This window comes from Pedococcus bigeumensis, assembly GCF_006438965.1.
Lineage (GTDB): Bacteria > Actinomycetota > Actinomycetes > Actinomycetales > Dermatophilaceae > Pedococcus > Pedococcus bigeumensis_A.
This window is the reverse complement of sequence record NZ_RCZM01000006.1, coordinates 84,117-107,041: the sequence shown is the minus strand read 5'-3', so window position 1 is coordinate 107,041 and position 22,925 is coordinate 84,117. Positions and strand designations below refer to the sequence as shown.

Here is a 22,925-nt window from a genome sequence, read left to right as displayed (position 1 = left end):
AGAGCACAGTCACACCGCCGCCTGTCGGCTGTGCTGCGAACTTTGACCGGCCTCGCTGGGCTCCCACCTCAGGGTAACTCGAGGTGGGGTCAAGGGCTCAATACGCCGAACGGCTGGCACGGGCGGCACGCTCGCCTAAGCGCGGCGATCAGGCGACACCCGGAGCAGCGTTCGGGCACTATGGCCGGACTTGACCCTCGAGCAGGTTGAGACGGGAGGTTGCACTCGTGGAGAACGAACTGTTGAGCATTGGCCGACTGGCGTCGATCAGCGGGTTGCCCGTCAGCGCGCTGCGCTTCTACGACGGTGCCGGTGTGCTGCCGCCTTCGGTGGTCGACCCGTCGTCCGGGTACCGGTTCTACCAGCCGAGCCAGGTGGTTCAGGCACGGCTCGTGGCGCACCTGCGCCGGGTGGGACTACCTCTGGACGACATCAGAACGATCCTGGCCGATCCGGCCAGGGCCGGGTCGATCTTGACCGCGCATCTGGGCCGACTGGAAGCCGGTTTGGCCGATGCCCGCAGGGAGATCTCCATCGTCCATCACATGCTCGAGAACACGGAGACCACCATGCACAAGTTCACCTTGCCCGCCGACGAGCTCATCCGCGCGCTGCGAGAGGTCCGTCATGCCGTCTGTGAAGATCCGGGGCAGCCGCGCCTGAACGGCGTATTCCTCGACAGCGAACCCGGTCAAGTTCGCGTCGTCGCGACGGATCGATACCGCCTCACCACCAGCACCGTGGCCACGTCGGAGCAGAGGGACCTTCGGCTGCTGCTGCCGACGGCGGCCGTTGACGAGCTCCTCGGCCGCGACTACTCCGGCTCTGTTGAGGTCACGGTGTCGCAAGGCACCATCACGCTGTCCGGTGACGGCGGCACAGTCCGGGCGCAGGTGCCCGATGTGGACTTCCCGCCCTATCGCAGTTGGCTCGAGTTGGGCCGCACGGAAGTACCGTTCGACGCCGCGGCATTGCGGGCAGCACTGACTGCCGAGGCGACCGAGACCCAAAGCCGGGCCAACGACGGTGTGACGTACGAGGTCAGCCGGCTCAGCGTCACCAGAAGCACAGTGGAGGTTGGCGCGTCCGACGACCCGGATGCACAAGTGGTCGGGGTGAACCGTGAGTTCCTGCTGCAGGCACTCGAGGGCGGCGCCCAGCTGACTCTCGCCTTGGACGACCCGATCGCCCCCTTGGCCATCCGTAACCCGGACCGGGAGGGCGCGCTCTCGATCCTGATGCCGGTCCGCTTGGAGCAGCCCGCCTGAACAGCGAGCAGTACTCAATGGTCCGTCTCAATGGTCCGTCGCGGGACGCGTCACGCAGGCCCGAGCGTCCCGCGCACGGACCCCTCCGGAACCTCCGAGCCGGACTGCACAAGCGACTCGTCGGGGAGGTGAGTCTTTCCGCCGCCTGTCGGCGCGCTGCCTGGGCTGAGGTCGCAAGCGCATCAGAGCTCTCTTCGTTCGCGAGGGCGGTGTCAGGCATGGCCGGCTCAGTCCCGGTTGGCGGCCACCCAGGCATCGATCGACCCCAGCACCGTGTCCGTGACGCTGTGCCTGGGGACGAAGCCGAGGACTGCTCGCGCTTTCTCCATCGAGAACAAGGGGGCCCGCCCAATGTGCTCGATGGTGCTTGCTGCCTGCTCCGGATCGACACGGGCGGCGAACTCACTCCACGGAACGAACTCCAGGTTGGGCTCATGACCGAAATGGCGGGCGACGAGCACGGCATACCCCCGCAGGGTCAGCGCCTGCGTGCAGACGCTGTTGAAGCTGTGCGACGCGGCTTTGTCGGGCTGTTCCAGGCACGCTTGGTGCAGCCCTGCGACGTCCTCGGCATGCACGTGGTGGATGGTCTCGCCACCCCGGTCAGGTAGCAGGCAAGAACCGTCGGCCCGAAGCCCGTCGATGACAGCCGGGTCCAGGTTGCCGGCTGGACCGATCGGCATCCACCCGGGGCCGCTGATGTGGCCCGGGTGGACCACGGTCGCGCGGACGCGGTCCTGGCTCTCCAGGTAGCGCTCGATCGCCAGCTTGTTGATGCCGTACTCACCGTACGGGTCCTTGGGTGAGTCCTCGGTGGTGGGGACCAGCGCGCTGGCCCCATAAGACCAGACGGTTCCAGTGTGGATGAGGTGCTGTCCGTCAAGCGCCTCGACCAGCTGACGGGCCTGCGCTGGCGTGAAGCACGTCAGGTCCACCACCGCGTCGGGGTTGAGCTGCGCGACAGTTGCACCGAATAAGCGGCCCGTCTCCGCCTCCTCGCGGTCGCACACCACCATCTGCACCGCTCCCCAGAGCGGGTCCTCACGATAGGCCCGGCGCACGCCACGACTGATGACGACCACCTCGTGTCCGGACCTGACCAGGCTCGGCACCAGATACGTGCCGATGTGTCCCGTGCCTCCGATGACGACCACGCGCATGGTTGCGACCATATCTTCGCGCATCGGCCCCGGTCTCACTCGCAACCCTGTGATGCGTCATATCGCCGCGAATACTCTTCGCTGGCGCCAGGCTTTGGCCCGTGATGTAGCCGAGCTCACGATTCGGGATCTGCGCTCAGCCCAGTACGGAAACTGCACGGCTGAGTTTGGCTCAAACGAGTGTCTGAAGGAGCCAATTGGTTCCCTCGTTCAGCCAGGTTGGCGGCAGTCCTGGCAGCTTCGGTTCTGCGGTCGGTGCCCTCGGGCAGATTCGAACTGCCGACACCCGCTTAGCAGCGAGCCCGGGGAGGGTGGATCGCGGATTCCATTGCGCTGCAAATGTTCCCGCGCGGCCGTGTGCGGGGTGATTCTGACCAGTTCGGAAGCTACGGGTACCTCTGGGGTGCCTCGTTCGCGCTGACATGGCCCGCCCTAGGGGCACCGTCGAGGAAGCGACGGACGAGGCGAAATCGTGTAACCCAGATGCCGGCCCCGAAGGCCGCCAGAACCACGCACGCGACACGGAGCCAGCTAAAACCCTCCCGGCTCATGGCTTCGGCCTGCGTCCAAGTCCAAAAGATAAGGTTGAGGACCATAAATACGGCCACGAGGGGAGAGTCGCCGCCCCGGTTCGAGCGTCGACGCGGTGCTCCTTCGGGATCCGGGCGAGCTGACGCTTCCATCCGACAAGTGTGTACCCCGCTCGGTCCGTTTGCGCGTCAATCGCTACTGGATCGGCCAGATGGAGCCACCGACCAGATAGCGGAGCAGGGGAGTCTGCAGGAGTAGTCGGGTCAAGGGTGACGGGATCCGGACGATCTCCTCTTCCCGACTGCGGAGGTCGGATACCTACACGCCCACAACTGGCGGCGTTCGGAGCACGGGTCGACGACTGGTCTAGGCAAACGCCCGCACGACCTCCGGCGCATGGCTGCCAGCCTGTGGATCGCGGCGGGCATCGACATCAAGACTGTGTCGTCGTGGCTCGGTCACTCGACGGCCAAGCTGACCCTCGATACATACGGCCACCTGATGGGGACCAACGCTGACAGTGCCGCTCTGGAACGTGTGAATCGGGCGATGGCTGGGACGGCCCAGAGTCAAGGGGTGCGCGCAGAGCCGTCGAGTGACGAGGCCTAGTGGTCGAGGTGACCGTAGACGTGGTGGTTGACATGAGGGTCGGTTTCGAGGATGAAGTCGACGACTATCCAGAAGTCAGTAATTCGCGGGTGCGCCAAGGCTTCCTGGCGTCCCAGCTTCGTACCCCAGGTCTGCCCGTCCTCGTACGGAATCGCTGCCTGGACCGCTGTTGCGGCGGGCTCGCGGCTGCTGTCGACGGGCCCGACCCGGGCGCCAAAGGTGGTGCGGTCATCGTCTGCGGCGCCTTCGAACGTCCCAAGGATGACGTCAATCCACGCCTCGAACTCGCCACCATGCTGGTGCAGCGCGGCGAACGCGATCGCGTATGGCCCGTCACCGTCCAGGACGAAGTTCTTGGTCAGGGTGAAGTGGGCCCCGCAGTCGGAGCACTCTTCCTCCGAGACCGTCGGTGGGCCGTCCAAAGTCAGGTTCACGACGGCATTCTGCATGTGTCGGGTACGGATCAGGTACGGATCGAGCCTGCCAGCGAGAAAAGATCGGCGGCCGCGGATCGCAGAGATGGCCTCTGACCTGCGAAAACCTGGTGGTGCCCTCGGGCAGATTCGAACTGCCGACACCCGCTTTAGGAGAGCGGTGCTCTATCCCCTGAGCTACGAGGGCGGGGGCCTGACCGGCCGACACCGGGACGCCAGGGCGCGTCCGTGGATGGTCCAATCCTGCGTCAGGCAGGGTATCTGACCGTCCGGCTCGCCTCCGCATTCGCCCACACGGGCTAGAGGTGGCCCACGCCTGCGCGGATGGCGACGCTGGCTGCGCCGCGGGTCCAGAGGTCCTCCTGGCCGGCGTCCACCTCGATGCGCACCTCGGACGCGATGCCTGAGAACCCATGGACAGCAAGGGATTCGCGCGCGGCGGGTTCCATGAGACCGAAGGCCGCCGAGCTCTCCCCGGCGATGATGACCAGCTCAGGGTCGACCAGGTTGCAGAGCCCGGCGAACCCACGCCCTAAGGCGTCGCCCGCGCCGCGGAAGGCTGACCGTGCGCGCTCCGCTGCGGCTCCCTGCCCCGCAGCGACGCGCATCGCCTCTGCCACCGACTCACAGCCACTCACCGCGCAGATCGCGTCGTCGCCGGCGAGCGCCTCGAGGCAGCCACGGGCGCCGCAGGTGCAGACCCGACCATTCGGGTCGAGGGGGAGGTGCCCGAACTCGCCTGCAATGCCCCGGACGCCGGTGTGCAGCCGGTCGCCGAGGACCAGGCCGCACCCGATCCCGATCCCCAGCGTGACCACGGCCAACGTCCGGACGCCGCGGCCGCGGCCGAACCAGTGCTCAGCAAGGGCAAGGGTGTTGGCGTCGTTCTCCACGACGACGGGGAGGTCGAGCGTGGCAGCCAAGGGTTCGCGAACAGGCACGTCGCGCCAGCCGAGGATCGCGGACAGCCGGCAGGCTCCCGACCCGGGGTCGATGTCGCCGCTCAGGCCGACGCCCACCCCCAGCACGTCGGCTCGGTCGCACCCGGCCGCCAGGAGGAGCTCGTCGACCGCACCACACACGGCGGCCAGCGCGACGGACGGCTCGGTAGATGCGAGGGGGACGGTGTGTCGACCGATCACCGTCGCGGCCAGGTCGGTGAGGACAGCGCTGACCGCCGTCGGCCCCACCTTGACGCCCAGGGCGACATGTCGCCCCGGGTTGACGGACAGGACCTGCACCGGTCGCCCACGACCCGCTACAGCGGGCCGCGTCACAGGTTGGTCGGAAGCCGACGGGCGGCCGGTCTCGCGCAGGTAGTCGTCGTCGATCAGCGGACGCAGCGACCTGGTCACGGTCGAGGCGTCCAGGCCGGTCCACTCCGCGAGCTGGCCGCGGGTGACCGGTCCGTACCGCAGGGCCAGCGAGAACAGCTCGGCCCTTCCGGGGTCGGCGAGACCCCCGGCGAGACCGCTGGCGAGACCCCTGGCGAGACCCCCGGTGTGACCCTGCGTCTGACCGCCCGCCGGCCACCGCGCCGGCCCACGGGTCACACCCGCAGCCGGACCCCGGGACAGCCCGGCGGCCGGGCGCGAACCGCTCCGGCCGCAGGGTGCTGACGAAGGACTCATCCGAGCTGCAGCTCAACCCAGTTGAGGTTGATCGCGCCGACGTTGCTCGCGCCTCGCCCGATGGTGACCAGGTTGAGGCCGGCCTGCAGCCGCAGCGACCCGTTCAAGTTGCCCCAGCTGTCCCAGGATGTCGTCGAGGGGAAGGTGACGCGCTGCGGTCCGTCGACGACGGTGCCGTCGGCCCGCTCGCTCGAGACGGTCATGGTGCTCGACGCGGCCAGCCCGTTCGCGTAACGCCACCGCACGGCATACGTGCCAGCCTTGGGCGCCTGCACCGCGAAGGTGACCAACGCGTCCCCGGGCTCGCCGCCGGCCTCGAGCTTGTCGACGAAGCCCGACCCGTCGTATCCCGGGTGGTTGTTGTTGAAGTTCGCGCCACCGGCCCAGGTGGCCCACGCGGCGTGGAACCGGGTGACCTGGCGCTGCGGGACGACGTGGAACAGCGCGCACGCGTGCGGTGCCAGGCTCGCCTTGGCCTCCGTGCGCAGACCGAAGTCGCGCCGAGCCCAGACATCCCTGACCTTCGCCGACCCGGCGATGCCCAGGTCGCGCGCGAAGCTGAGCGACTTGTCGACGGTCGCGGTGTCGCCACGGTTGAAGAGGGCGACGACCCAGGACCCGTCGGGCAGCTGGCCCGCCCACCGCTCAGTGTCGCGCGACGAAGGATCAACCGAGTAGGGAGTTCCGTTGTGGTACAGGGGTTTTCCGACCAGTCCCTTGCGGTGCAGGTCGAGCACCTCGGGCTGCGTGAAGACCCAGCCGTGCGGGCCGATGTCGGAGTAGAGGTCGGCGATCGCGATCGGTGAGCCCGCGATCGTCATCAGCGTCACGGCGGTCTTGCGCTCTGCGTCGCTGGCAAAGGTGTGCGCCCGCAGGAAGTCACCGTCGAGGATGAGCTGCCCGCGTCCGTTGCGGTGCGACCAGCCGGTGAAGCCGCAGAACGGGTTGAACCAGTTGGGCCAGGCGTTCTGCCAGTTTTGGCGTCCGCCGCTGAGCCGCTCCCAACCGCCCTTGTCGGCGTCGGCGTTGATCCGCACCATGTCGCCGTTCGCGAGCTCTGCCGCGGCGTTGTCGAACAGGTGCGGCATCACCAGCGACACCTCCATCGCGTCGCCCGCCGCCTCGTTCATCCAGTGCAGGGCGGTGACGTAGTTCTCCCGACCGTGCGCTGCGTTGACCCGCCCGATGTTGGCGTCCATGCCGTCCTCGTACCAGGACAGGAAGTCGATCCGCAGGAACGGCACCGCCAACCGCTTGAAGTACTCGACGTACCCTTGGACGTACTCCTTGGCCCCTGGCTTCGTGACGTCCACCCAGTACAAGGTGTTGCCGCCGATATCCCGGGCGAAGAAGTCGCCCTCGGCGACGATGTCGGCGATCTTGATGTCCGGCCGGCCCACGACCGTCTTGGTCGGGTCCTCGACGGCAGCTTTGTGCACCCAGAGCGGGTTGTAGTAGACGCCCAGGGTCATCTTGCGCTGGGCGAGGTAGGCGGCCCAGTAGGCCCAGTCGTGGGTCCACGAGTCGTTGTAGCTGGTGATGTAGCCGTGCTCGGTCGTGCGCGAGGAGCCCTCGATCCAGCCGTCGGTGCAGGCCATCTCGTACCCGCTCGGCGCGAAGTCGCTCGCCAGCCAGTCGATGTTGGCCTTCCACTCGTCCTCGGGGATCGGGGCGTTGTGGGGGAAGGACCAGCCGTAGATGTTCCAGTACAGCGGCCCCGGACCGCTGCGGGTCCAGGTGCTGTTGCGACTCACCCGCGCCAGCGGTGCGGCCGAGGGCGGCGTGGCGCCCTGCGTCATGGACTGTGCTGCGGCGTATGCCGGGTCGGCCAGCTCGAGGGCCGTGGCCAGTGAGATGAGTCCGCTGGAAGCCAGCAGGGCGCGTCGGGTGATCGCCATTGATCGTGCTCCTTCGGGGGAGAGGTCAAGGGTGCCGCCCGGGGTGTTATGCGGCATTTGCTCCCTTCGACCATCTTCTCCCGATTTAGATGCGTCAAGCACTAAATTCGGAGAGGACCTGCTGCGGGAGCACTCGACGGCGCCCCCTCGGCGCTGTTCCAGGTGCCCCGCCGATGGTTTTCGGGTGCCCTCCCACCGGCGAACAGCCGCTGACAAACGGCACGATCCACGCTATTCGGTGCACCGTCCGGGGTCCAACGTCAAGAAACGACAAATAGTCCACGCATCCGCAGGCGTCGGATCATGCTGAGGATCGTTGCCGGATCGGACGGGACGCCGACCTCGATCCACTTCTGAGCGGGGCAGTCGTGGGGCCCTCACTCACTCCTGCCATGCCCATGTTGTGCCACGGAGAGGGACCACTATGCGTATCACCAAACGGACTGCCGTCATCGCTGTCGCCGCTGTTGTCGGCCTTGGAGTTTCGGGAGGCACGGCCTACGCCGCCGGCCTGATCCCAGGTTCGGACGGCGTCATCCACGGTTGCTACAACAAGACCAACGGCAACCTTCGGGTCGTCGCAGCGGGCACCGCGTGCCGCAACCCCGAGAAGACGCTCGCGTGGAACCAGACCGGACCTGTCGGCCCGCAGGGTCCCGCAGGTCCGCAAGGCCCCACGGGTGCGACCGGAGCGACCGGGGCGACGGGCGCCACCGGCGCGACGGGTGCAACCGGCCCGGCCGGGCCGACCGGGCCTCAGGGACCCGCCGGCAACGACGCTCCCAAGACCTTTGCCGGGGAGTTCCAGGGGACCAGCCTGGCCGTCTGGTCGGGCACCGCTGCCTTCACGGTGACCCACAACGGTGCGGGCTCCTGGTCGATCCATATCCCGGCCGGGACGTTCCCCACGGGGACCGGCGTCGGCAACGGGTGCCCGATCCCGATGGTCCAGGCGCTGGTGCCGGGTGGTCCGATGATCATCGACCAGAACCTCTGCGGGCCGATCACCGGTGACGGAAGCGTCCGGCTCGACGTGCGCAGTGCCGACGGCAGCGACAACCACTTCGTGAGCTTCGTGGTGACCGCAGTCGGCTGAGCCAAGACCGATGGATCGGCTCCCGGGCACCAGGTGCCCGGGAGCCGATCCACGAGGCCAGTCCGACGCTTGCACTTCGCCGTGCGGCGCCGAGCCGCAGTTCAGCGCTGCCCGGTCCACCCCCCGACCGGACAGGTCAACCTCATCCAAATGGACGATACCGAGCCTGTTCGGCCTCCACCGCATGACGTGCTTTTCTACGTTGCATGGTGCAGAGCGTCGCCCCCGCGGCGCTCCTACGGAGGATCTATATGCGCAAGCCCATCGCCGTCCTCGGCGTTGCCCTCGCCCCTGTCGCGCTGACCGCAGGGGTGATTGCCGCGGCGCCGCAGACTGCGGACGGCGCGATCGCGACGTACAAGCTGACGTACGCCTCGCTGCCGAACGGCACGAAGCAGGTGGTCCGCTGGAACGGCTGCCAGAAGACGATCACCTACAAGGTGAACCTGGCGGCGGTGCCGAGCGCGCAGCGCTCCGCCGTCCTGTCGGACACCAAGGCGGCCGTCGCCAAGGTCGCCCTGAACACCAAGTTCGTCTTCACCTACAAGGGGACGACCAGCGAGGTGCCCAAGGTCGGCTCGATGGCCAGGCAGTCCGCGGAGCTGGTCATCGCCTTCACGTCGCCCTCTAAGACGAACTACTCGCTCGCGGGGTCGACCCTGGGCCAGGGCGGTCTCTACTACGGCTGGGTCTCGCGCACGGTGAACGGCAGGACCAGCTACACGGTCGCGGCGCAACGCGGGTTCGTCGTGATCGACACCCCGCAGATGCTCAACCAGGCCAGGGGCGGCACCGGCACCGGGCTGCGTCGCACGAACCTGCTGGCTCACGAGCTCGGCCACGCCGTCGGGCTCCAGCACGTCAGTGACACCCGTCAGCAGATGTATCCCTCCATCCGGACGGCCTCGCCCACGCTCTTCTACACCGGCGACCGGGCCGGCCTGGCCAAGGTCGGGAAGGCTGCCGGCTGCATCAACACGGCGTACATGCCGTTGAAGGACCTCAGCTAACCGCCCCACCTGCCCGGCACCATCGCGTGCCCGGCCCCACAGACTGCCCGGCGTCACGACCGCCTGGCAGACCGACTGCCCCCTCGCCCACAGGCGAGGGGGCAGTCTTCTTTGTGGTCCCTCAACCGCCGTGCGCGCTTATACATCAGAAATGTCTGCCGTGGGGTGGTCTTTACCAAACCTAGAACCAACCGGGGGATATCTAGTGGAACCAATGACCCTTTAACGGGGGATGTTGCCCAAAGTCATATACAAATCAACTGAGACGAGATCAACTCAGCGGGGGCCACCGATCAGGCCGGCCACCAAGTCACTAACAGAGGACCCCCCAATGAAGTTCACTCGTAAGCGCGCAGCAGCCGTCGCCACCGGTGCAGCCCTCACCTTCATCGTCGGCGGAGTCGCCTTTGCCTACTGGAGCACCACGGGCTCCGGCACCGGCTCGGCTGCGACCGGCAACGTCGTCGCGGTCACCATCCACGCGACCAGCACCCCCGTCGCCGGTCTCTACCCGGGCGGCCCGACGCAGAACGTGTCCGGCAACTTCGACAACCCCAACAGCGGCTCCGTCTACGTCAAGCAGGTCACCGTCGCCGTCGACCCCACCTGGTCCGTCGGCACGACCCTCCCGTGCACCGCCGCTGACTTCACGGTCACCCAGCCGGCCGTCAACAACGCCGAGATCGCCTCCGGCACCGGCGTCGGCGCCTGGGGCACCGCGACCATCAAGATGAACAACCTGGCCACCAACCAGGACAACTGCAAGGGCGTCACCGTCCCGCTGGTCTTCTCCAGCAACTGATCGTGACGACGCAGGCCTGATCCCCGCCCGGTGGTGTCACCCCCCGATGCCACCGGGCGGCAGGTCGTCGAAGCAGGACCCCAGCACGACCCACGCAGGACCACCAGCGCCACCCGCCAGCCGGCCTTGAGGGCCAGGACGCGGACCGCCGCTCACCACACCCGGGAGAACCCGCACATGGCCACCACACCGCAGCAGCTCCGCACGCTCGCGGTCGCCACCGGCGTCGTGGTGCTCCTCGGAGTCCTCGGCGGCGTCGGAGTCTGGCTCACCCGGGCCGATCCCGCACCGCAGCCCGGCGCCCTGCGCGTGGTGGAGAGCAACGGCGGCGCGTCTGCCCAGAGCCCGCCCGGCCACGCACCGTTCGTGGCGGTCGGTAGCGTCAGCCAGCTGCACCCCGGGCAGATGCAGACGCTGCAGGTGACGGTCACCAACCCCGACGAGGTGGCGTACCAGATCCTGGAGCTCACCGCGACGCCCCAGGACGCAAACCCCTACTGCTCAGGCCACACCAACCTCGTGGTCAGCAGCTACCAGTCGAGCAAGCCCGGCTCGCGCACCTACCTCGTGCCACGCAGGTCGAGCATCACGATCCCCCTCACGATCATGATGCTCAACACCGCCACGTCGCAGGACAGCTGCAAGAACGTCTCGTTCCCGCTCGCGTTCGGTGGCCTGGCCACCCAGGGCCAGGGCAACGGCAACTCGTGACCGGCTCGACGACCTGGGGGCGACGGCTCACCTCGGTGGGCATCGGGACCGCCGCGCTCCTCCTCGTCGGTGGCATCGCGTATGCCGCGTGGTCGGTTCTCGGCGCGGGCACCGGTGCCGCCTCGAGCGGCACTCCCCAAGCGCTCGGCGTCTCCGCCACGGTCGGCGGCACGCTCTACCCGGGTGCCTCGGCCGATGTCCTCGTCACCGTCAGCAACCCGAACTCTGCCTCGGTCACCGTCCAGTCCCTCGCGCTCGCCGGGGCGGTCACGGCCAGTGCCGGCTGCACCACCCCTGGCGTCACGGTCTCGCTGCCTGCCTCCACGACCCTCGTGGTGCCGGCCGGCGGCAACGCGTCCCTGAACGTCGTCAACGGTGTCAGCATGACCACCGCGTCCTCGTCCAACTGCCAGGGCGCCACCTTCACCATCCCCCTGCAGGCCACCGGGCGGCTGCCGTGAACCCCAGCCGCAGGTCCGTGCGTGTGCTCCTCGCCGCTGCCGTGTGCCTCGTTGTCGGCGCCGTCCCCGCGTATGCCGTGTGGTCGGTCATGGGCACGGGCAGCACGACCGCGACCGCGCGGTCCCTCGTGACCCCGGCCGTGCCGACCGTCGGAACGCCCACTGCCACCTCCCTCGTCGTCAGCGGCACGATGCCCACGGGCCAGCTTCCGTCGACCACGTATGCGGTCAAGCGCGGCGCGACCACGGTCTGCACCCCCAGTGCCACGCCCTGGTCCTGCACCGACAGCGGACTCGCCGCGAGCACCACCTACAGCTACACCGTGGTGGCGACGCTGAGCGCGTGGACCGCAGCGTCCGCCGCCGCATCAGGCACCACCACCTGTACGACCCCCGACACCTACACCGTGGGCGCGCCCGCCATCACCGCGGGCACGGCCGCCACGGTCAGCCTCACGGCGAAGAAGTGCGACGGCAGCGTCGACACCGCCTACACCGGCAGCAAGGCGCTGACCTGGGCAGCGGTCGCGGCGAGCCCCTCCGGCAAGGCTGCCGTCCTCCCGGCGACCGCCACCTTCACCAGCGGTACCGCCTCGGTGTCGGTCACGCTCTACGTCGCCGGCAGCGCCACCCTGACGCCGACCACCGGCGTCGTCACCGGCTCCGCCTCGACCACCGTCACGGCCGGAGCCGCCAAGAACTTCGTCCTCAGCGCCATCACCAGCAAGCTGATCGCCGTCACGCTGACCTGCCCGGCCCTCACCGACCCGGCGACGGCCCGGTCCTGCACCGCCAGCGACCCGGGCCAGAACGGCAGGCACGACTGGGTGGCCACGGCCAGCCTGCTGGACACCTGGGGCAACCCGGCCACGACGCCGACCGCCCTCACCGTCACCGCGACCCGAGCCGCGGCCACGCCGGTCACCACGACCATCGCGGCCGGCACCGGAGTCACGTCGACCCCGCTGACCACCTCGATCGCCAACGGCGAGTCGGTCAGCATCGCCTTCACCGCCACGGGCCTCTTGACGCTGACGGTCAGCAACGCCACCTGAGGGGCCGCCCGGTCAGGGGGCCGGGCGACTCAACGGGTGGGCACCACCGCTGGCACGGCGCGCGTCGCAGAGCGCGCCGTGTCGGAAGCGGGCGGCATACTGACCCGATGCCCAGCGCCGCGCCTGACGCTCCCGACCGGTCCGTCCAGCGACGCACCATCAGCACCCTCATCGGCACCCAGGTCCTCGTCGGCGTGGGAGTGTCCGCCGGTGCGGGCGTCGGCGCGCTGCTCGCCGAGGACGTCGGCGGGTCGGCCGACCTCGCCGGGCTCGGGGGCACCTTCCAGGTGCTGGGTGGCGCGCTCATCGCTATCCCGATGGCCCACGTCATGGCCGCGCGCGGCCGGCGACTCGGCTTGCTGGTCGGCTACCTCATCGGCATCGCCGGCGCCCTCACGATGATCATCGCGGGCGCGATCCGCAACTTTCCCCTGCTCCTCGTCGGAGCCGCCTTGTTCGGCGGGTCCAACGCCGCCAACAGCCAGGCCCGGTATGCCGCGGCCGACCTCGCCGACGAGGCCCACCGCGGGCGCGACCTGTCCACCGTGGTGTGGGCGACAACAATCGGTGCGGTCTTCGGGCCGAACCTCGCAGGCCCGGGTGAGCCGGTCGCGAGGTTCCTCGGGATCCCGGCCCTCACTGGCCCCTACGTCTTCTCCCTCGGTGGCCTCGTGCTCGGGGCGATCCTGCTGTTCGTCCGGCTCCGACCCGATCCGCTTCTGCTCGCACGCGAGCGTGCCGCGGCCATCGCCACCGAACCCCTCGAGCGGCAGCACGGCTCCATCGTCCGGGGCTGGCGCACCTTGCTCGCCCATCCCGGCGCGCTGCTCGGCCTGGTGACGATGGCCCTCGGCCACACGGTCATGGTCAGCGTGATGGTGATGACGCCCCTGCACATGCACCACGGCGGGGCCAGCCTGCGGATCATCGGCCTGGTGATCAGCCTGCACGTGCTCGGCATGTTCGCCTTCTCGCCGCTGACCGGCCTGGCGGTCGACCGGTGGGGTGGTCGGTCGTGCGGCCTGATGGGCGCGGTCATCCTCGTCGTCGCCGGTCTGCTCGCCGCCCAGGCGCCCATCGGCTGGTCTCCGGGCCTCGCCGTCGGGCTCTTCCTGCTCGGCCTCGGCTGGTCGTTCACGCTCGTCGCCGGCTCCACCCTCGTGGTCACCTCGGTGCCCCTGGCCGAGCGGGCCGGCGCCCAGGGCGCTTCCGATCTCGTCATGGGGCTGGCCGCCGGTGGCGGTGGCGCGCTCGCGGGCGTGGTCGTCGGCCAGCTCGGGTATGCCGTGCTGGGCGCCGGGGCTGCGGGCCTCGCCGCGATCGTGGCCATCGCGTCCCTCCTCATCAGGGTGGATCGCTCGGTCTCGGGTGGTAGCACCTCGGTCTCACCGGACCCCGTCATCCCGGAGGCCGTGTTGCCTGACCGGGAGGGCGACCAGGTTGGTTAGCCTGCTTGAGTGACCCCGCCGACCGACGAGACCCCAGCAGCGCCGCAGCCCAGCGGCGACGCGCTCCCGCCCGACCGGCATACCCAGCAGGAGGACGCACCCCAGCCGGACGCTGACCCCCGCGGCATCCGGGTCGCGGAGGCGGTCAAGGTCTGGCAGCGGCACCTCGTCGACCTCGGCGGTCGCAACACCCTGCTGTGGTACCGCGACCTGCCCAGCGGCACCCTCGACCTCACCACCGCCCACCCGGGCGGGCTGGCCATGCTGATGGCCGGTCGTCCGACTCGGCTCTCCGACCTCGTCCGCGAACCCGCAGCCCTCGACGAGGCCCGCCGTCGTGCTCGCACGATCCGCGCCAAGACTCTCGAGCTGTCCGAGGAGCGCGGCATCGCGGCCGGGTTCATCGCGATCGGCATGGCGAGCTGGGCCGTCCGGGGTGCGTCGCGTGCCCCGGCCGCTCCGGTGCTGCTGCGGTCCTGCGTGCTCAAGCCGACCGGCGCGGCGCGTGAGGACTTCGACCTCGACCTGGGCAACGACGTCGAGTTCAACCCGGTCCTCGAGCACTACCTGCGCTCCGAGCAAGGCCTCGAGATCGACACGGGCGCGCTGGAGGAGCTGTCCAACGCGAGCGGCGGCTTCGACCCGCACCCCGTTTATGCCGAGCTGGCCAGGCTCTGCGGGTCGGTGCCGGAGTTCTCGGTGTCGCCGCGGCTGGTCGTGGGCACGTTCTCCTACGCCAAGCTGCCGATGGTGGCTGACCTTGCGGCCCAAGGGGATTCGCTGGCCGACCACGACGTCGTGGCCGCCCTGGCCGGCGATGCGGGAGCCCTCCGCGCGGTGCGGACGTCGGTGCCGGACTCGGCCGCCGACTCCGACCCGGCCCACGAGCTGCTCATCCTCGACGCGGACTCGACCCAGCAGGCGGCGATCGACGCGGTCCGCTCCGGCGCGCACCTCGTCATCAAGGGCCCGCCCGGCACCGGCAAGTCGCAGACCATCGCCAACCTCATTGCCAGCCTCGCCGGCGAGGGCAAGCGGGTGCTGTTCGTCGCCGAGAAGCGGGCAGCCATCGACGCCGTGCTGTCCCGCCTGGACGGAGTTGGGCTGGGCGACCTCGTCCTCGACGCCTACGACGGGGCGAGCAACAAGCGGCGGATCGCGCAGGAGTTCGGCGCAGCCCTCGACCGCGGCACCCAGTCGCAGGACCCCGACACGACGGAGATCGAGCAGGCCCTCGTCGACCGGCGCGCCACCCTCGTTCAGCACTCCGCAGCCCTGCACGAGGTTCGGCAGCCCTGGGGCGTCTCCGCCCACCAGGCGCAAGCCGCCATCTCGAAGCTGGGCAGCCTTTCCCACCCGCCGACCTCCAGGGTCAGGGTGCGTGGCGAACAGCTCGCCGGGCTCGACCGCCAGCGGGTCCAGGAGCTAGGTCGCCAGCTGACCGAGGCCGCGTCGTTGGGCGCCTGGTCGACGCAGGAGGGGACCGACCCGTGGTTCGGCTCGCGGATCGCGACCTCCGAGGAGGCGGTGCGCGCCCGCGACGTCACCAGCCGGCTCAGCCAGGGCGGACTGCAGGACCTCGAGCAGACCATGCACGACGTCTTCTCCGACGTCAGCCTGCCGCAGGCCGACCGCGTCGGGGACTGGGGCAACGTGCTCGACTCGGTCGGCCGGGTCCGCGACACCCTCGAGGTGTTCCGCCCCGAGATCTTCGACATCCCCCTCGGCGACCTCGTCGCCGCCACCGGACCCAAGGGCGCGCGCGACACCAATGGTGATGCGCTGGGCTGGTACTCGCGTTGGCGACTGCGTCGTCAGGCGCGCTCGTTGCTGCGCCCCGGCCCGCCGCCACCCGACCTGCACGCGGCACTTCTCGACGCCCAGGTCCAGCGCACCGCCTGGCAGCAGATGGCCGGCGCCGGTGGCCGGCCCGAGATCCCGGTCGACCTCGACCGGGCGCGCACGGCATACGCCTCGGTCTCCTCGGACCTGGCCTGGCTGGCGGAACGGCTCACGGCCACCCACCGCGGCGGCGACCTCTTCGGTGCCACCCTGGTCGAGCTGCAGGAGCGGTTGGCCGAGCTCGACGCGCGCCCCGACCGCCTCACCGTCGTGCCGCAGGTGCTGGGCGCCCTCGACGCGCTGCGCGAGGCCGGCATGGGGGCGTTCGTCGACGACCTCGCCCGTCGTGGCGTCGGCCCCGACGACGTCGCCGCCGAGCTCGAGTTCGTCTGGTGGACCTCGCTGTCCGAGGACCTGATCGTCCGGGACCCGCGCTACGGCGCGCACGACGGAGCCCAGATGCAACGGGTGGCTCGCGAGTACGTCGCCGCCGACCACGCCCACCTGCGCGCCAGCGCGGACCGGGTGCGGGCCGGGGCCGGGCGTCGGTTGCGCGAGGTGCTGGCGGACCACCCCGACCAGGAGGCGCTGGTGCGCGCGGAGGCCGGCAAGTCCCGCCGGCACCGTCCGTTGCGCGACCTGCTGCCCAAGGCGGCCGAGACGCTGACCGCCGCCAAGCCGGCCTGGGCGATGTCACCGCTGGTGGTCGCGTCTGTGCTGCCTCCCGGGCGTTGGTTCGACGTCGTGATCTTCGACGAGGCTTCGCAGATCCCTCCCGCCCAGGCCGTGTCCGCGATCTCGCGGGCGCACCAGGTCGTGGTGGCGGGCGACGAGCGCCAGCTGCCGCCGACCAGCTTCTTCACCGCAGCGGTGGACGAGGAGGGTGCGCCGGAGACCGACACGCTGACCGAGGGTTTCGAGTCGGTCCTCGACGTGCTGACCGCAGCCCTGCCGACGCGCCGGCTCTCGTGGCACTATCGCTCGCTCGACGAACGCCTCGTCGCGTTCGCCAACCGCGAGATGTACGACGGCTCGCTGGTCACCTTCCCCGGCACGGGCACCGACGCGGTCGTGTCACTCGTGTCGGTCGAGGGCTCCGGCATCGTCCAGTCCGGCGAGGAGGGCATCGAGTCGACGGAGGCAGAGGTTTCCCGCGTCGTCGAGCTCGTCCTGGAGCATGCCCGGACCCGTCCGCACGATTCACTGGGCGTGATCGCGCTCGGCATCCGGCATGCCACCCGGCTCGACGACGCGCTGCGGCGTGCCCTCGCGTCTGACGCTGCTGCCGGGGTCGGCGACTTCTTCGACGAGGACCGGCCCGAGCGCTTTTTCGTCAAGAACCTCGAACGCGTCCAGGGCGACGAACGCGACGCCATCATCCTGTCGGTCGGCTACGGCAAGACCCCGCACGGTCGGGTGCTGCACCGGTTCGGCCCGCTCAACCTCGAGGGCGGCGAGCGTCGCCTCAACGTCGCCATCACCCGTTCACGCCGCCGGATGACCGTGGTCTCGTCGTTGGTGGCGAGCGACCTCGACCCCGCTCGGCTCAAGTCCCGCGGCTCGGTCATGCTCCGGGACTTCCTCGCGTATGCCGCGGACGGCAGCTTCCCGGCGCCCGTCCCCGACGAGAGCCCGCGAGAGGGTGACACCTCGACCTCTCCCGGGCGTGACAAAGCGACTTCCCACCCTGTCGACACCAGCACCGACCCGCTGCGAGCCGAGTTCGCCCGACGGTTGCGGGACACCGGACTGGTGGTGCACGAGGCCTACGGCTCGGCCGGACAGCCCATCGACCTCGCCGTCGAGGACCCCGACCACCGCGGTCACGTCCTGGTCGCCGTCGAGACCGACGGTCCGGCCTACGCCGCCATGCGCAGCAGCCGCGACCGGGACCGGCTGCGCGGCGAGCAGCTCGGCCGGCTCGGGTGGATGCACGTCCGCGTCTGGACGACCGACCTGTTCCGCGACCCTGCCCGTGATGTCGCGCGGGTGAACGCCGCCGTGCAGCAGGCGGTCGCCAACCGGGTGCCGGAGACACCGGTGCCGGTGCCCGTCGTGACAGCTCCGGCAGCAGCGCCGGCTACGACAACGGCTGGCGCAGCCGGGTCCGAGGCCCAGCAGATGTTGCCGATGGGCGACGAGCCCGAACCGGTCCAGTCCGACGACGCCGCGGGGCAGACGCTCGCGGACGAGTTCCGTCCATCCGCCGACGAAGGCGCCCGAGAGCGTCGGGTCCGCAGCCGCAAGGCCAAGCGGGTGCCCCAGCCGACCCTGCTCGAGGAGGAGCCGGAGCCCACCGCACCCGAGCAGGCTGCGACGCCAGAGCCGTCCGAGCCGCTGGAGTCGTCGACCCAGGAACCCGAACCCGCGCAGAGCGAGGCGACCATGGCTGAACCCACCAAGTCCGAGCCCACCGAGCCCGAGCCGGCCAAGCCCGAGCCCACCGAGCCCGAGCCGCCCAAGCCCGAGCCCACCAAGCCCGAGCAGACCAAGGACGACACGGACGCCGGGTGGGGTGAGACGCACGACGAGTCGGCCTACGACCGCTACCTGCGCGAACAGCGTCCCCCGCACTGGGGTCACGACTGACCAGCCCGCGCAGTGCCGACAGGCCTGTCACGTGACGAAGGCGCCGGCCCCGTGGTGGGGACCGGCGCCTTCGCGCGTGGTGCGAGCGACGAAGCTCAGGCGCGACGAGTCAGGGCGTCGCGGATCTCGCGCAGCAGGATGACGTTCTCGTCAGGGGCCGCATCGACTTCCTCGGCCTGGGCGAAGCGCGCCTTGGCCATCTCGTACGGCTTCACGACGAAGAAGTAGACGACGAAGGCCATCAGCAGGAACGCGAAGAGCGCCGTGAGGAACGGGCCGACGGACACGAGGCCGCCGGGCTTGAAGTCATCGAAGTTCTTGGCGCCGCCAGCCTTGGTGACGAGCTCGATGATGATCTTGGTGAAGGCGGTGACGACTGCAGCGAAGGCCGCGCCGATGATGAACGCGACGGCTAGCTCCACGAGGTTGCCCCGCATGACGAAGTCCTTGAAACCCTTCATGGGTGTCGCGACCTTCCAGTGGTGTTGGAGTAAATGGTGTGTTGGCGTACCAGAGTTGGTCCTACCCCGAACACGCTAGCGACAGGGACGCGCAGCGCGCGGCATGGCGAGCCGCGGCCTCACCCGGCTTCTGGCCAGCCGTGGGTCAGGACCAGCTCGATCTGCGGCCGACCCAAGGCGTCCTCCGGAACCGCGAGAATGCGCGCTGCCACCTCCTGACCTGCGGAAACGACCACACCGCCGCTGTCGACGGCGTATCCGCTCGACGATCCCTGGCCCTGGATGACGGCCCCGAAGTCAGTGCGTGAAGATTGGTCCACACTGAGCACCACCACCGCGCGCGCCACGGCCCCATCCGGGCCCCACAGGTCGACCCGGTCGCCGGCCGAAACCATCGACACCGCACCGTGATCGGGCACCGAGACGTGCACCGCGACCGAGTCGACCGGCTGCCCGGCCAGCATCGAACCCCGGGTGACCCGCGTCCTCGTGAGGGGCTCCCCGGGACTCAGTGGCACGGTCATCGGACGCCCGAGCACTTCGTCGAGACGGTGGATCCTGCTCTCCGGGGCCAGCTCGGCAGGCCACCACACCTCGCGCAGCGAGCCCGGCGAGGCAATCTGGCCGATGGCCATCGGGCGGACCGCCACCACCACCCGGACCAGCGGGCGTGAGTCGCCAGTGCGAGCGACCGCTAGCACCCCGAACGCGGCCCCCACGGCGCACGTCATCGCGAGCCCGCGCCGGACCACCTGTCGCCGCCACCGGCGGCGCCGCCCCGGCCCGTGCAGCCAGCCCAGCGCACCTGCAGCGACCCTCGTCCCTGGCACCGGCCGCGCCACCTAGCTCGGCAGCTCGAACGGCAGGGTGATCCCGTCGAGGGCGCGCCGGCACCCGCAGGTCGCCGCCGCGTCGGACTCCTCGGCGGGCATCGCGACCAACGCCGAACGCAGCACCTGCTTGAGCCCGTCGACGTTCCTGGCAAAGACGGCCAGCACCTCTTCGTGGGTGACGGCATCGCCACCGTCGACCCCCGCGTCGTGGTCGGTTACCAGGGCGATCGTCGTGAAACACATCGCGAGCTCACGGGCGATCGACGCCTCGGGCATGCCGGTCATCCCGACGATGGTCCAGCCGGCCTGCTGGTGCCAGGCCGACTCGGCCTTGGACGAGAACCTCGGCCCGTTGATGACGACCAGCGTGCCGGCATCAGCCACGGACTTGCCTGCGGCAGAGACGGATTCGACTGCCACTGCTCGCCCGCGCGGACAGTAGGTGTCGGCGAAGCCGACGTGCACGACAGGTCCCTCCTCGGCATACACCGTGTGCTCACGGCCCCAGGTGCGGTCGACGACCTGGTCGGGGACCACGATCGTGCCCGGACCCAGCTCGGGCTTGAGCGAACCCACTGCGCACGGCGCAAGCACCTGGCGCACCCCGACCGAGCGCAGCGCCCACAGGTTGGCGCGGTAGTTCACCTGGTGCGGCGGGAACCGGTGTCCTTGTCCGTGCCTGGCGATGAAGGCCACCCGGCGCCCGTCCACGTCGCCGATGAGGAGGTCGTCACTCGGGTCGCCGAACGGGGTGCTCACGCTCACCCGCTCCGCGGCGTCGAAGAACTCGTAGAAGCCGGAGCCGCCGATCAGTCCGAGGTCGGCGCGGGGAGTCGTCGAGGTCATGTCAGCAGACTACGCAGCGCCCCCTGGCCCGCACCTCCCAGAGCGGCAGCCTGTGGACCACGACGCGACGACGCCCGCTCCTGTGGACAGGAGCGGGCGATGTCGAGGTATGCCGCGTGGTTGCCGCCCAGCGGTCAGCCGGGTCAGGCGGCCGAGCCGTCCGCCGACTTCGAGGAGCGCGAGGCTGACGACGAGCTCTTGGAACCGCCCGACTCACGCGAGGAGCTCGACGAACCCGACGAGCTCGACGAGCTGGACCCGCTGGACGAGGAGCCGCCGGAGGAGTCGCTGGACGAGCCGCTCGAGGATCCGCCCGACGAACCCGAGTCGCTGGAGCTGCTGGGCGCCGGCACCGATGCGGAGGAGCTGCTGCGCGAGTCGGTGCGGTAGAAGCCGCCACCCTTGAAGACGACACCCACGGCGTTGAAGACCTTGCGCAGCCGACCCTGGCACTCGGGGCAGACGGTCAAGGAGTCGTCGCTGAACGACTGCACCGCGTCGAAGCGGTGGTCGCACTCGGTGCAGGCGTAGGAATACGTCGGCACGGGTTCCTCCAAAGGGCGTTCTGGCCGACGGCCGCGAGGTGCGGCGCTGGCACTGTGATGGTTCGACTGCCAACTATAAGGCCGCGCGGGACCTACTTCTTCCCGCTCCCGTCACGCCAGCCCGCCAGACGGCCGTGCTGGCTGACCGAGCGGACCCGCTTCTCGGCCCGGCTCCTGACCTCGGCGGTCGCCACGATGAGCAGCTGGTCGCCGCGGCGGATCACCGCGTTGTTCTCCGGGACGAAGCCCTTGCCGCCGCGCACGACGAGGGTCACGTTGGCACCCTCGGGCAGGCGCAGCTCGAAGATCTCGACGCCGTGCAGCCTGGAGGCCGGGCCGACGGTCACCTGGATGAGCTCGGCTCGCAGCTCCTCCAAGGGTGTCGCCTCGACGGACAGGTCGAGGCTGCGGTAGTCCTCCACGATGCCGAGCCGCTGGGCGACCCACGGCAGCGTCGGCGCCTGGACGATGGTGAAGATGACGACGAGCACGAAGACCAGCTCGAAGATCCAGTCGACGTTCTTGGCGCCCAGGGTGAGGGGGACGGTCGCGAGCACGACGGGCACGGCTCCGCGCAAGCCGGCCCAGGAGAGGAACACCTGGTCGCGCCACCCCAGACGGAACGGCGACACGGACAGGAACACTGACAACGGTCGCGCGAAGAGCAGCAGCACCAGACCGATCACGATCGCCCGGACGAGCTGGTCGCCCATCTTCTCCGGCGATGCGAGCAGCCCGAGGAGCACGAACAGCCCGATCTGCGCGAGCCAGCCGAGTGCGGTGGAGAGCCCGAGGACGGCCGGTCCGTGGGGGAGGCGCAGGTTGCCCAGCACCAGGGCCGCGAGGTAGCAGGCGATGAACCCGCTGGCGTGCACACTGGCCGCCGCGGCATACGCGAGGACGGTGAGGGCGACCACCCCGATGCTGAACAGTCCCGAGGAACCGGACGCGGCCCGGCGCATGAACTGCCCACCCGCCCAGCCGACGGCGAGCCCGATGGCGGCACCGACGCCCAGCTCGACGACGGCCTTGAGAGCCAGCGTCAGCCAGCCCTCGGCTTCGGCGGGGTTGGCGCTGCGGACGGCGAGCGCTGTCACGAGGATGACGACGGGGGCGTCGTTGAAGCCGGACTCGGCCTCGAGCATGCCGGTGATCCGGCGGGGGAGCGGCACCCGCCGCAGCACGGAGAACACTGCCGCGGCATCGGTCGAGGACAGGATCGCGCCGACGAGCAGGGCGGTGTTCCAGTCGAAGTGCAGGATGAAGCGCGCGGCGACGGCCACGACGGCAACCGACGTGATGACGCCGACGGTCGACAGCACGGCCGCAGGGGCGACCGAGTGGCGGACTCCCTCCCACTTGGTGCTGAGTCCGCCCTCGCTGAGGATGAGGATGAGGGCGGCATAGCCCAGCACCTGGGTGAGCTCGTTGGAGTCGAACCTGATCTGGATGAAGGGGCCGGCCTCGCCGATCGCCAGCCCGATGCCGAGGTAGATCAGCAGCGAGGGGAGCCCGGACTTCAGTGAGAGCCGGACCGCGGCGACCGAGACGAGCAGGACGATCGAGCCGATCAGCAGCGCCGGAGTCAGGTCGTGGAGCGTGAACGAGCCGGACGTCCCGGACCAGGGAAGCACACCCGGGAGGTTCGCAGCGCGCACGGCCCGTCACGTCCTTTCCCTCGGTGTGGTGCGGATA

Annotated in this window: 19 protein-coding genes, 1 tRNA gene and 1 pseudogene; 11 read left to right on the top strand and 10 right to left on the bottom strand. The window is 69.9% G+C overall.

The window, feature by feature from the left end:
• The first annotated feature begins 227 nt into the window (after positions 1–227).
• Positions 228–1,268, top strand: a complete 1,041-nt coding sequence (locus EAH86_RS16885) for a MerR family transcriptional regulator (protein WP_206665866.1) — start codon at positions 228–230, stop codon at positions 1,266–1,268.
• Between the two features lie 227 nt (positions 1,269–1,495).
• On the opposite strand, the gene EAH86_RS16880 is transcribed toward EAH86_RS16885, so the two are convergent.
• Positions 1,496–2,428 (bottom strand): NAD-dependent epimerase/dehydratase family protein, encoded by a 933-nt coding sequence (locus EAH86_RS16880; protein WP_140742910.1) that lies wholly within the window; start codon positions 2,426–2,428, stop codon positions 1,496–1,498.
• A gap of 927 nt (positions 2,429–3,355) precedes the next feature.
• On the opposite strand from EAH86_RS16880, the gene EAH86_RS16875 reads away from it, so the two are divergent.
• The gene (locus EAH86_RS16875) at positions 3,356–3,568 is read left to right on the top strand and encodes a hypothetical protein (RefSeq protein WP_140742908.1); all 213 of its coding nucleotides are present in this window, start codon (positions 3,356–3,358) and stop codon (positions 3,566–3,568) included.
• On the opposite strand, the gene EAH86_RS16870 is transcribed toward EAH86_RS16875, so the two are convergent.
• The 4 genes from EAH86_RS16870 to EAH86_RS16855 form a co-directional block, all read right to left on the bottom strand.
• Complete coding sequence (locus EAH86_RS16870) at positions 3,565–4,002, bottom strand: hypothetical protein (RefSeq protein ID WP_241668421.1); 438 nt, start codon at positions 4,000–4,002, stop codon at positions 3,565–3,567. The genes EAH86_RS16875 and EAH86_RS16870 overlap by 4 nt on opposite strands.
• Before the next feature lie 111 nt (positions 4,003–4,113).
• Positions 4,114–4,189: transfer RNA gene (locus EAH86_RS16865), tRNA-Arg, on the bottom strand.
• Between the two features lie 112 nt (positions 4,190–4,301).
• On the bottom strand, positions 4,302–5,555 hold the full coding sequence (locus tag EAH86_RS16860; protein ID WP_161988685.1) for an ROK family transcriptional regulator: 1,254 nt from the start codon (positions 5,553–5,555) through the stop codon (positions 4,302–4,304).
• Positions 5,556–5,629: 74 nt separating this feature from the next.
• Complete coding sequence (locus EAH86_RS16855; RefSeq protein ID WP_161988684.1) at positions 5,630–7,531, bottom strand: hypothetical protein; 1,902 nt, start codon at positions 7,529–7,531, stop codon at positions 5,630–5,632.
• A 424-nt stretch (positions 7,532–7,955) separates the two neighbouring features.
• Here EAH86_RS16855 and EAH86_RS20570 point away from each other — a divergent pair, with 424 nt between their 5' ends.
• The 8 genes from EAH86_RS20570 (at position 7,956) to EAH86_RS16815 (ending at position 18,545) form a co-directional block, all read left to right on the top strand.
• Positions 7,956–8,627, top strand: coding sequence for a hypothetical protein (locus EAH86_RS20570; RefSeq protein WP_140742900.1), 672 nt, complete (start codon positions 7,956–7,958; stop codon positions 8,625–8,627).
• A 251-nt stretch (positions 8,628–8,878) separates the two neighbouring features.
• A complete protein-coding gene (locus tag EAH86_RS16845; RefSeq protein ID WP_161988683.1) occupies positions 8,879–9,637 on the top strand; it encodes a matrixin family metalloprotease in 759 nt (252 codons plus the stop codon).
• 331 nt (positions 9,638–9,968) lie between these two features.
• On the top strand, positions 9,969–10,439 hold the full coding sequence (locus EAH86_RS16840; protein ID WP_140742896.1) for a hypothetical protein: 471 nt from the start codon (positions 9,969–9,971) through the stop codon (positions 10,437–10,439).
• 177 nt (positions 10,440–10,616) lie between these two features.
• Entirely contained in the window at positions 10,617–11,150 is a 534-nt protein-coding gene (locus EAH86_RS16835; RefSeq protein WP_140742894.1) for a hypothetical protein, read from the top strand.
• Positions 11,147–11,611 (top strand): hypothetical protein, encoded by a 465-nt coding sequence (locus tag EAH86_RS16830; protein ID WP_140742892.1) that lies wholly within the window; start codon positions 11,147–11,149, stop codon positions 11,609–11,611. The genes EAH86_RS16835 and EAH86_RS16830 overlap by 4 nt, the downstream gene beginning before the upstream one ends.
• Positions 11,612–11,628: 17 nt before the next feature.
• Positions 11,629–12,666 (top strand): hypothetical protein, encoded by a 1,038-nt coding sequence (locus EAH86_RS16825; protein ID WP_140742890.1) that lies wholly within the window; start codon positions 11,629–11,631, stop codon positions 12,664–12,666.
• A gap of 107 nt (positions 12,667–12,773) precedes the next feature.
• Entirely contained in the window at positions 12,774–14,114 is a 1,341-nt protein-coding gene (locus EAH86_RS16820) for an MFS transporter (RefSeq protein WP_140742888.1), read from the top strand.
• A gap of 9 nt (positions 14,115–14,123) precedes the next feature.
• Positions 14,124–18,545: an AAA domain-containing protein gene (locus tag EAH86_RS16815; protein WP_241668420.1), complete on the top strand. Its 4,422-nt coding sequence runs from the start codon at positions 14,124–14,126 to the stop codon at positions 18,543–18,545.
• 95 nt (positions 18,546–18,640) lie between these two features.
• On the opposite strand, the gene mscL is transcribed toward EAH86_RS16815, so the two are convergent.
• The 3 genes from mscL to EAH86_RS16800 all read right to left on the bottom strand — a co-directional run bounded on the left by mscL (position 18,641) and on the right by EAH86_RS16800 (position 20,685).
• The gene (gene mscL, locus EAH86_RS16810) at positions 18,641–19,006 is read right to left on the bottom strand and encodes a large conductance mechanosensitive channel protein MscL (protein ID WP_140742886.1); all 366 of its coding nucleotides are present in this window, start codon (positions 19,004–19,006) and stop codon (positions 18,641–18,643) included.
• A 119-nt stretch (positions 19,007–19,125) separates the two neighbouring features.
• On the bottom strand, positions 19,126–19,836 hold the full coding sequence (locus EAH86_RS16805; protein ID WP_140742884.1) for an SAF domain-containing protein: 711 nt from the start codon (positions 19,834–19,836) through the stop codon (positions 19,126–19,128).
• Between the two features lie 12 nt (positions 19,837–19,848).
• Positions 19,849–20,685, bottom strand: coding sequence for an S-methyl-5'-thioadenosine phosphorylase (locus EAH86_RS16800; protein WP_140742882.1), 837 nt, complete (start codon positions 20,683–20,685; stop codon positions 19,849–19,851).
• Between the two features lie 99 nt (positions 20,686–20,784).
• On the opposite strand from EAH86_RS16800, the gene EAH86_RS20980 reads away from it, so the two are divergent.
• On the top strand, positions 20,785–21,075 hold the full coding sequence (locus tag EAH86_RS20980) for a hypothetical protein (protein ID WP_338325260.1): 291 nt from the start codon (positions 20,785–20,787) through the stop codon (positions 21,073–21,075).
• A 14-nt stretch (positions 21,076–21,089) separates the two neighbouring features.
• Here the strand turns inward: EAH86_RS20980 and EAH86_RS20975 are convergent.
• A pseudogene (locus EAH86_RS20975) lies at positions 21,090–21,230 on the bottom strand (FmdB family zinc ribbon protein); the annotation flags it as partial.
• A gap of 92 nt (positions 21,231–21,322) precedes the next feature.
• Positions 21,323–22,888, bottom strand: a complete 1,566-nt coding sequence (locus tag EAH86_RS16790) for a potassium/proton antiporter (protein WP_241668419.1) — start codon at positions 22,886–22,888, stop codon at positions 21,323–21,325.
• Positions 22,889–22,925: the final 37 nt, after the last annotated feature.

Excerpts from the sequence above, each read along its gene's own strand:
- EAH86_RS20980 (WP_338325260.1), top strand. The coding sequence starts at position 20,785 with ATGTCGAGGTATGCCGCGTGGTTGCCGCCCAGCGGTCAGCCGGGTCAG.
- EAH86_RS16800 (WP_140742882.1), bottom strand. The coding sequence starts at position 20,685 with ATGACCTCGACGACTCCCCGCGCCGACCTCGGACTGATCGGCGGCTCC.
- EAH86_RS20570 (WP_140742900.1), top strand. The coding sequence starts at position 7,956 with ATGCGTATCACCAAACGGACTGCCGTCATCGCTGTCGCCGCTGTTGTC.
- EAH86_RS16875 (WP_140742908.1), top strand. The coding sequence starts at position 3,356 with ATGGCTGCCAGCCTGTGGATCGCGGCGGGCATCGACATCAAGACTGTG.
- EAH86_RS16855 (WP_161988684.1), bottom strand. The coding sequence starts at position 7,531 with ATGGCGATCACCCGACGCGCCCTGCTGGCTTCCAGCGGACTCATCTCA.
- EAH86_RS16880 (WP_140742910.1), bottom strand. The coding sequence starts at position 2,428 with ATGCGCGTGGTCGTCATCGGAGGCACGGGACACATCGGCACGTATCTG.
- EAH86_RS16835 (WP_140742894.1), top strand. The coding sequence starts at position 10,617 with ATGGCCACCACACCGCAGCAGCTCCGCACGCTCGCGGTCGCCACCGGC.
- mscL (WP_140742886.1), bottom strand. The coding sequence starts at position 19,006 with ATGAAGGGTTTCAAGGACTTCGTCATGCGGGGCAACCTCGTGGAGCTA.
- EAH86_RS16820 (WP_140742888.1), top strand. The coding sequence starts at position 12,774 with ATGCCCAGCGCCGCGCCTGACGCTCCCGACCGGTCCGTCCAGCGACGC.
- EAH86_RS16840 (WP_140742896.1), top strand. The coding sequence starts at position 9,969 with ATGAAGTTCACTCGTAAGCGCGCAGCAGCCGTCGCCACCGGTGCAGCC.
- EAH86_RS16845 (WP_161988683.1), top strand. The coding sequence starts at position 8,879 with ATGCGCAAGCCCATCGCCGTCCTCGGCGTTGCCCTCGCCCCTGTCGCG.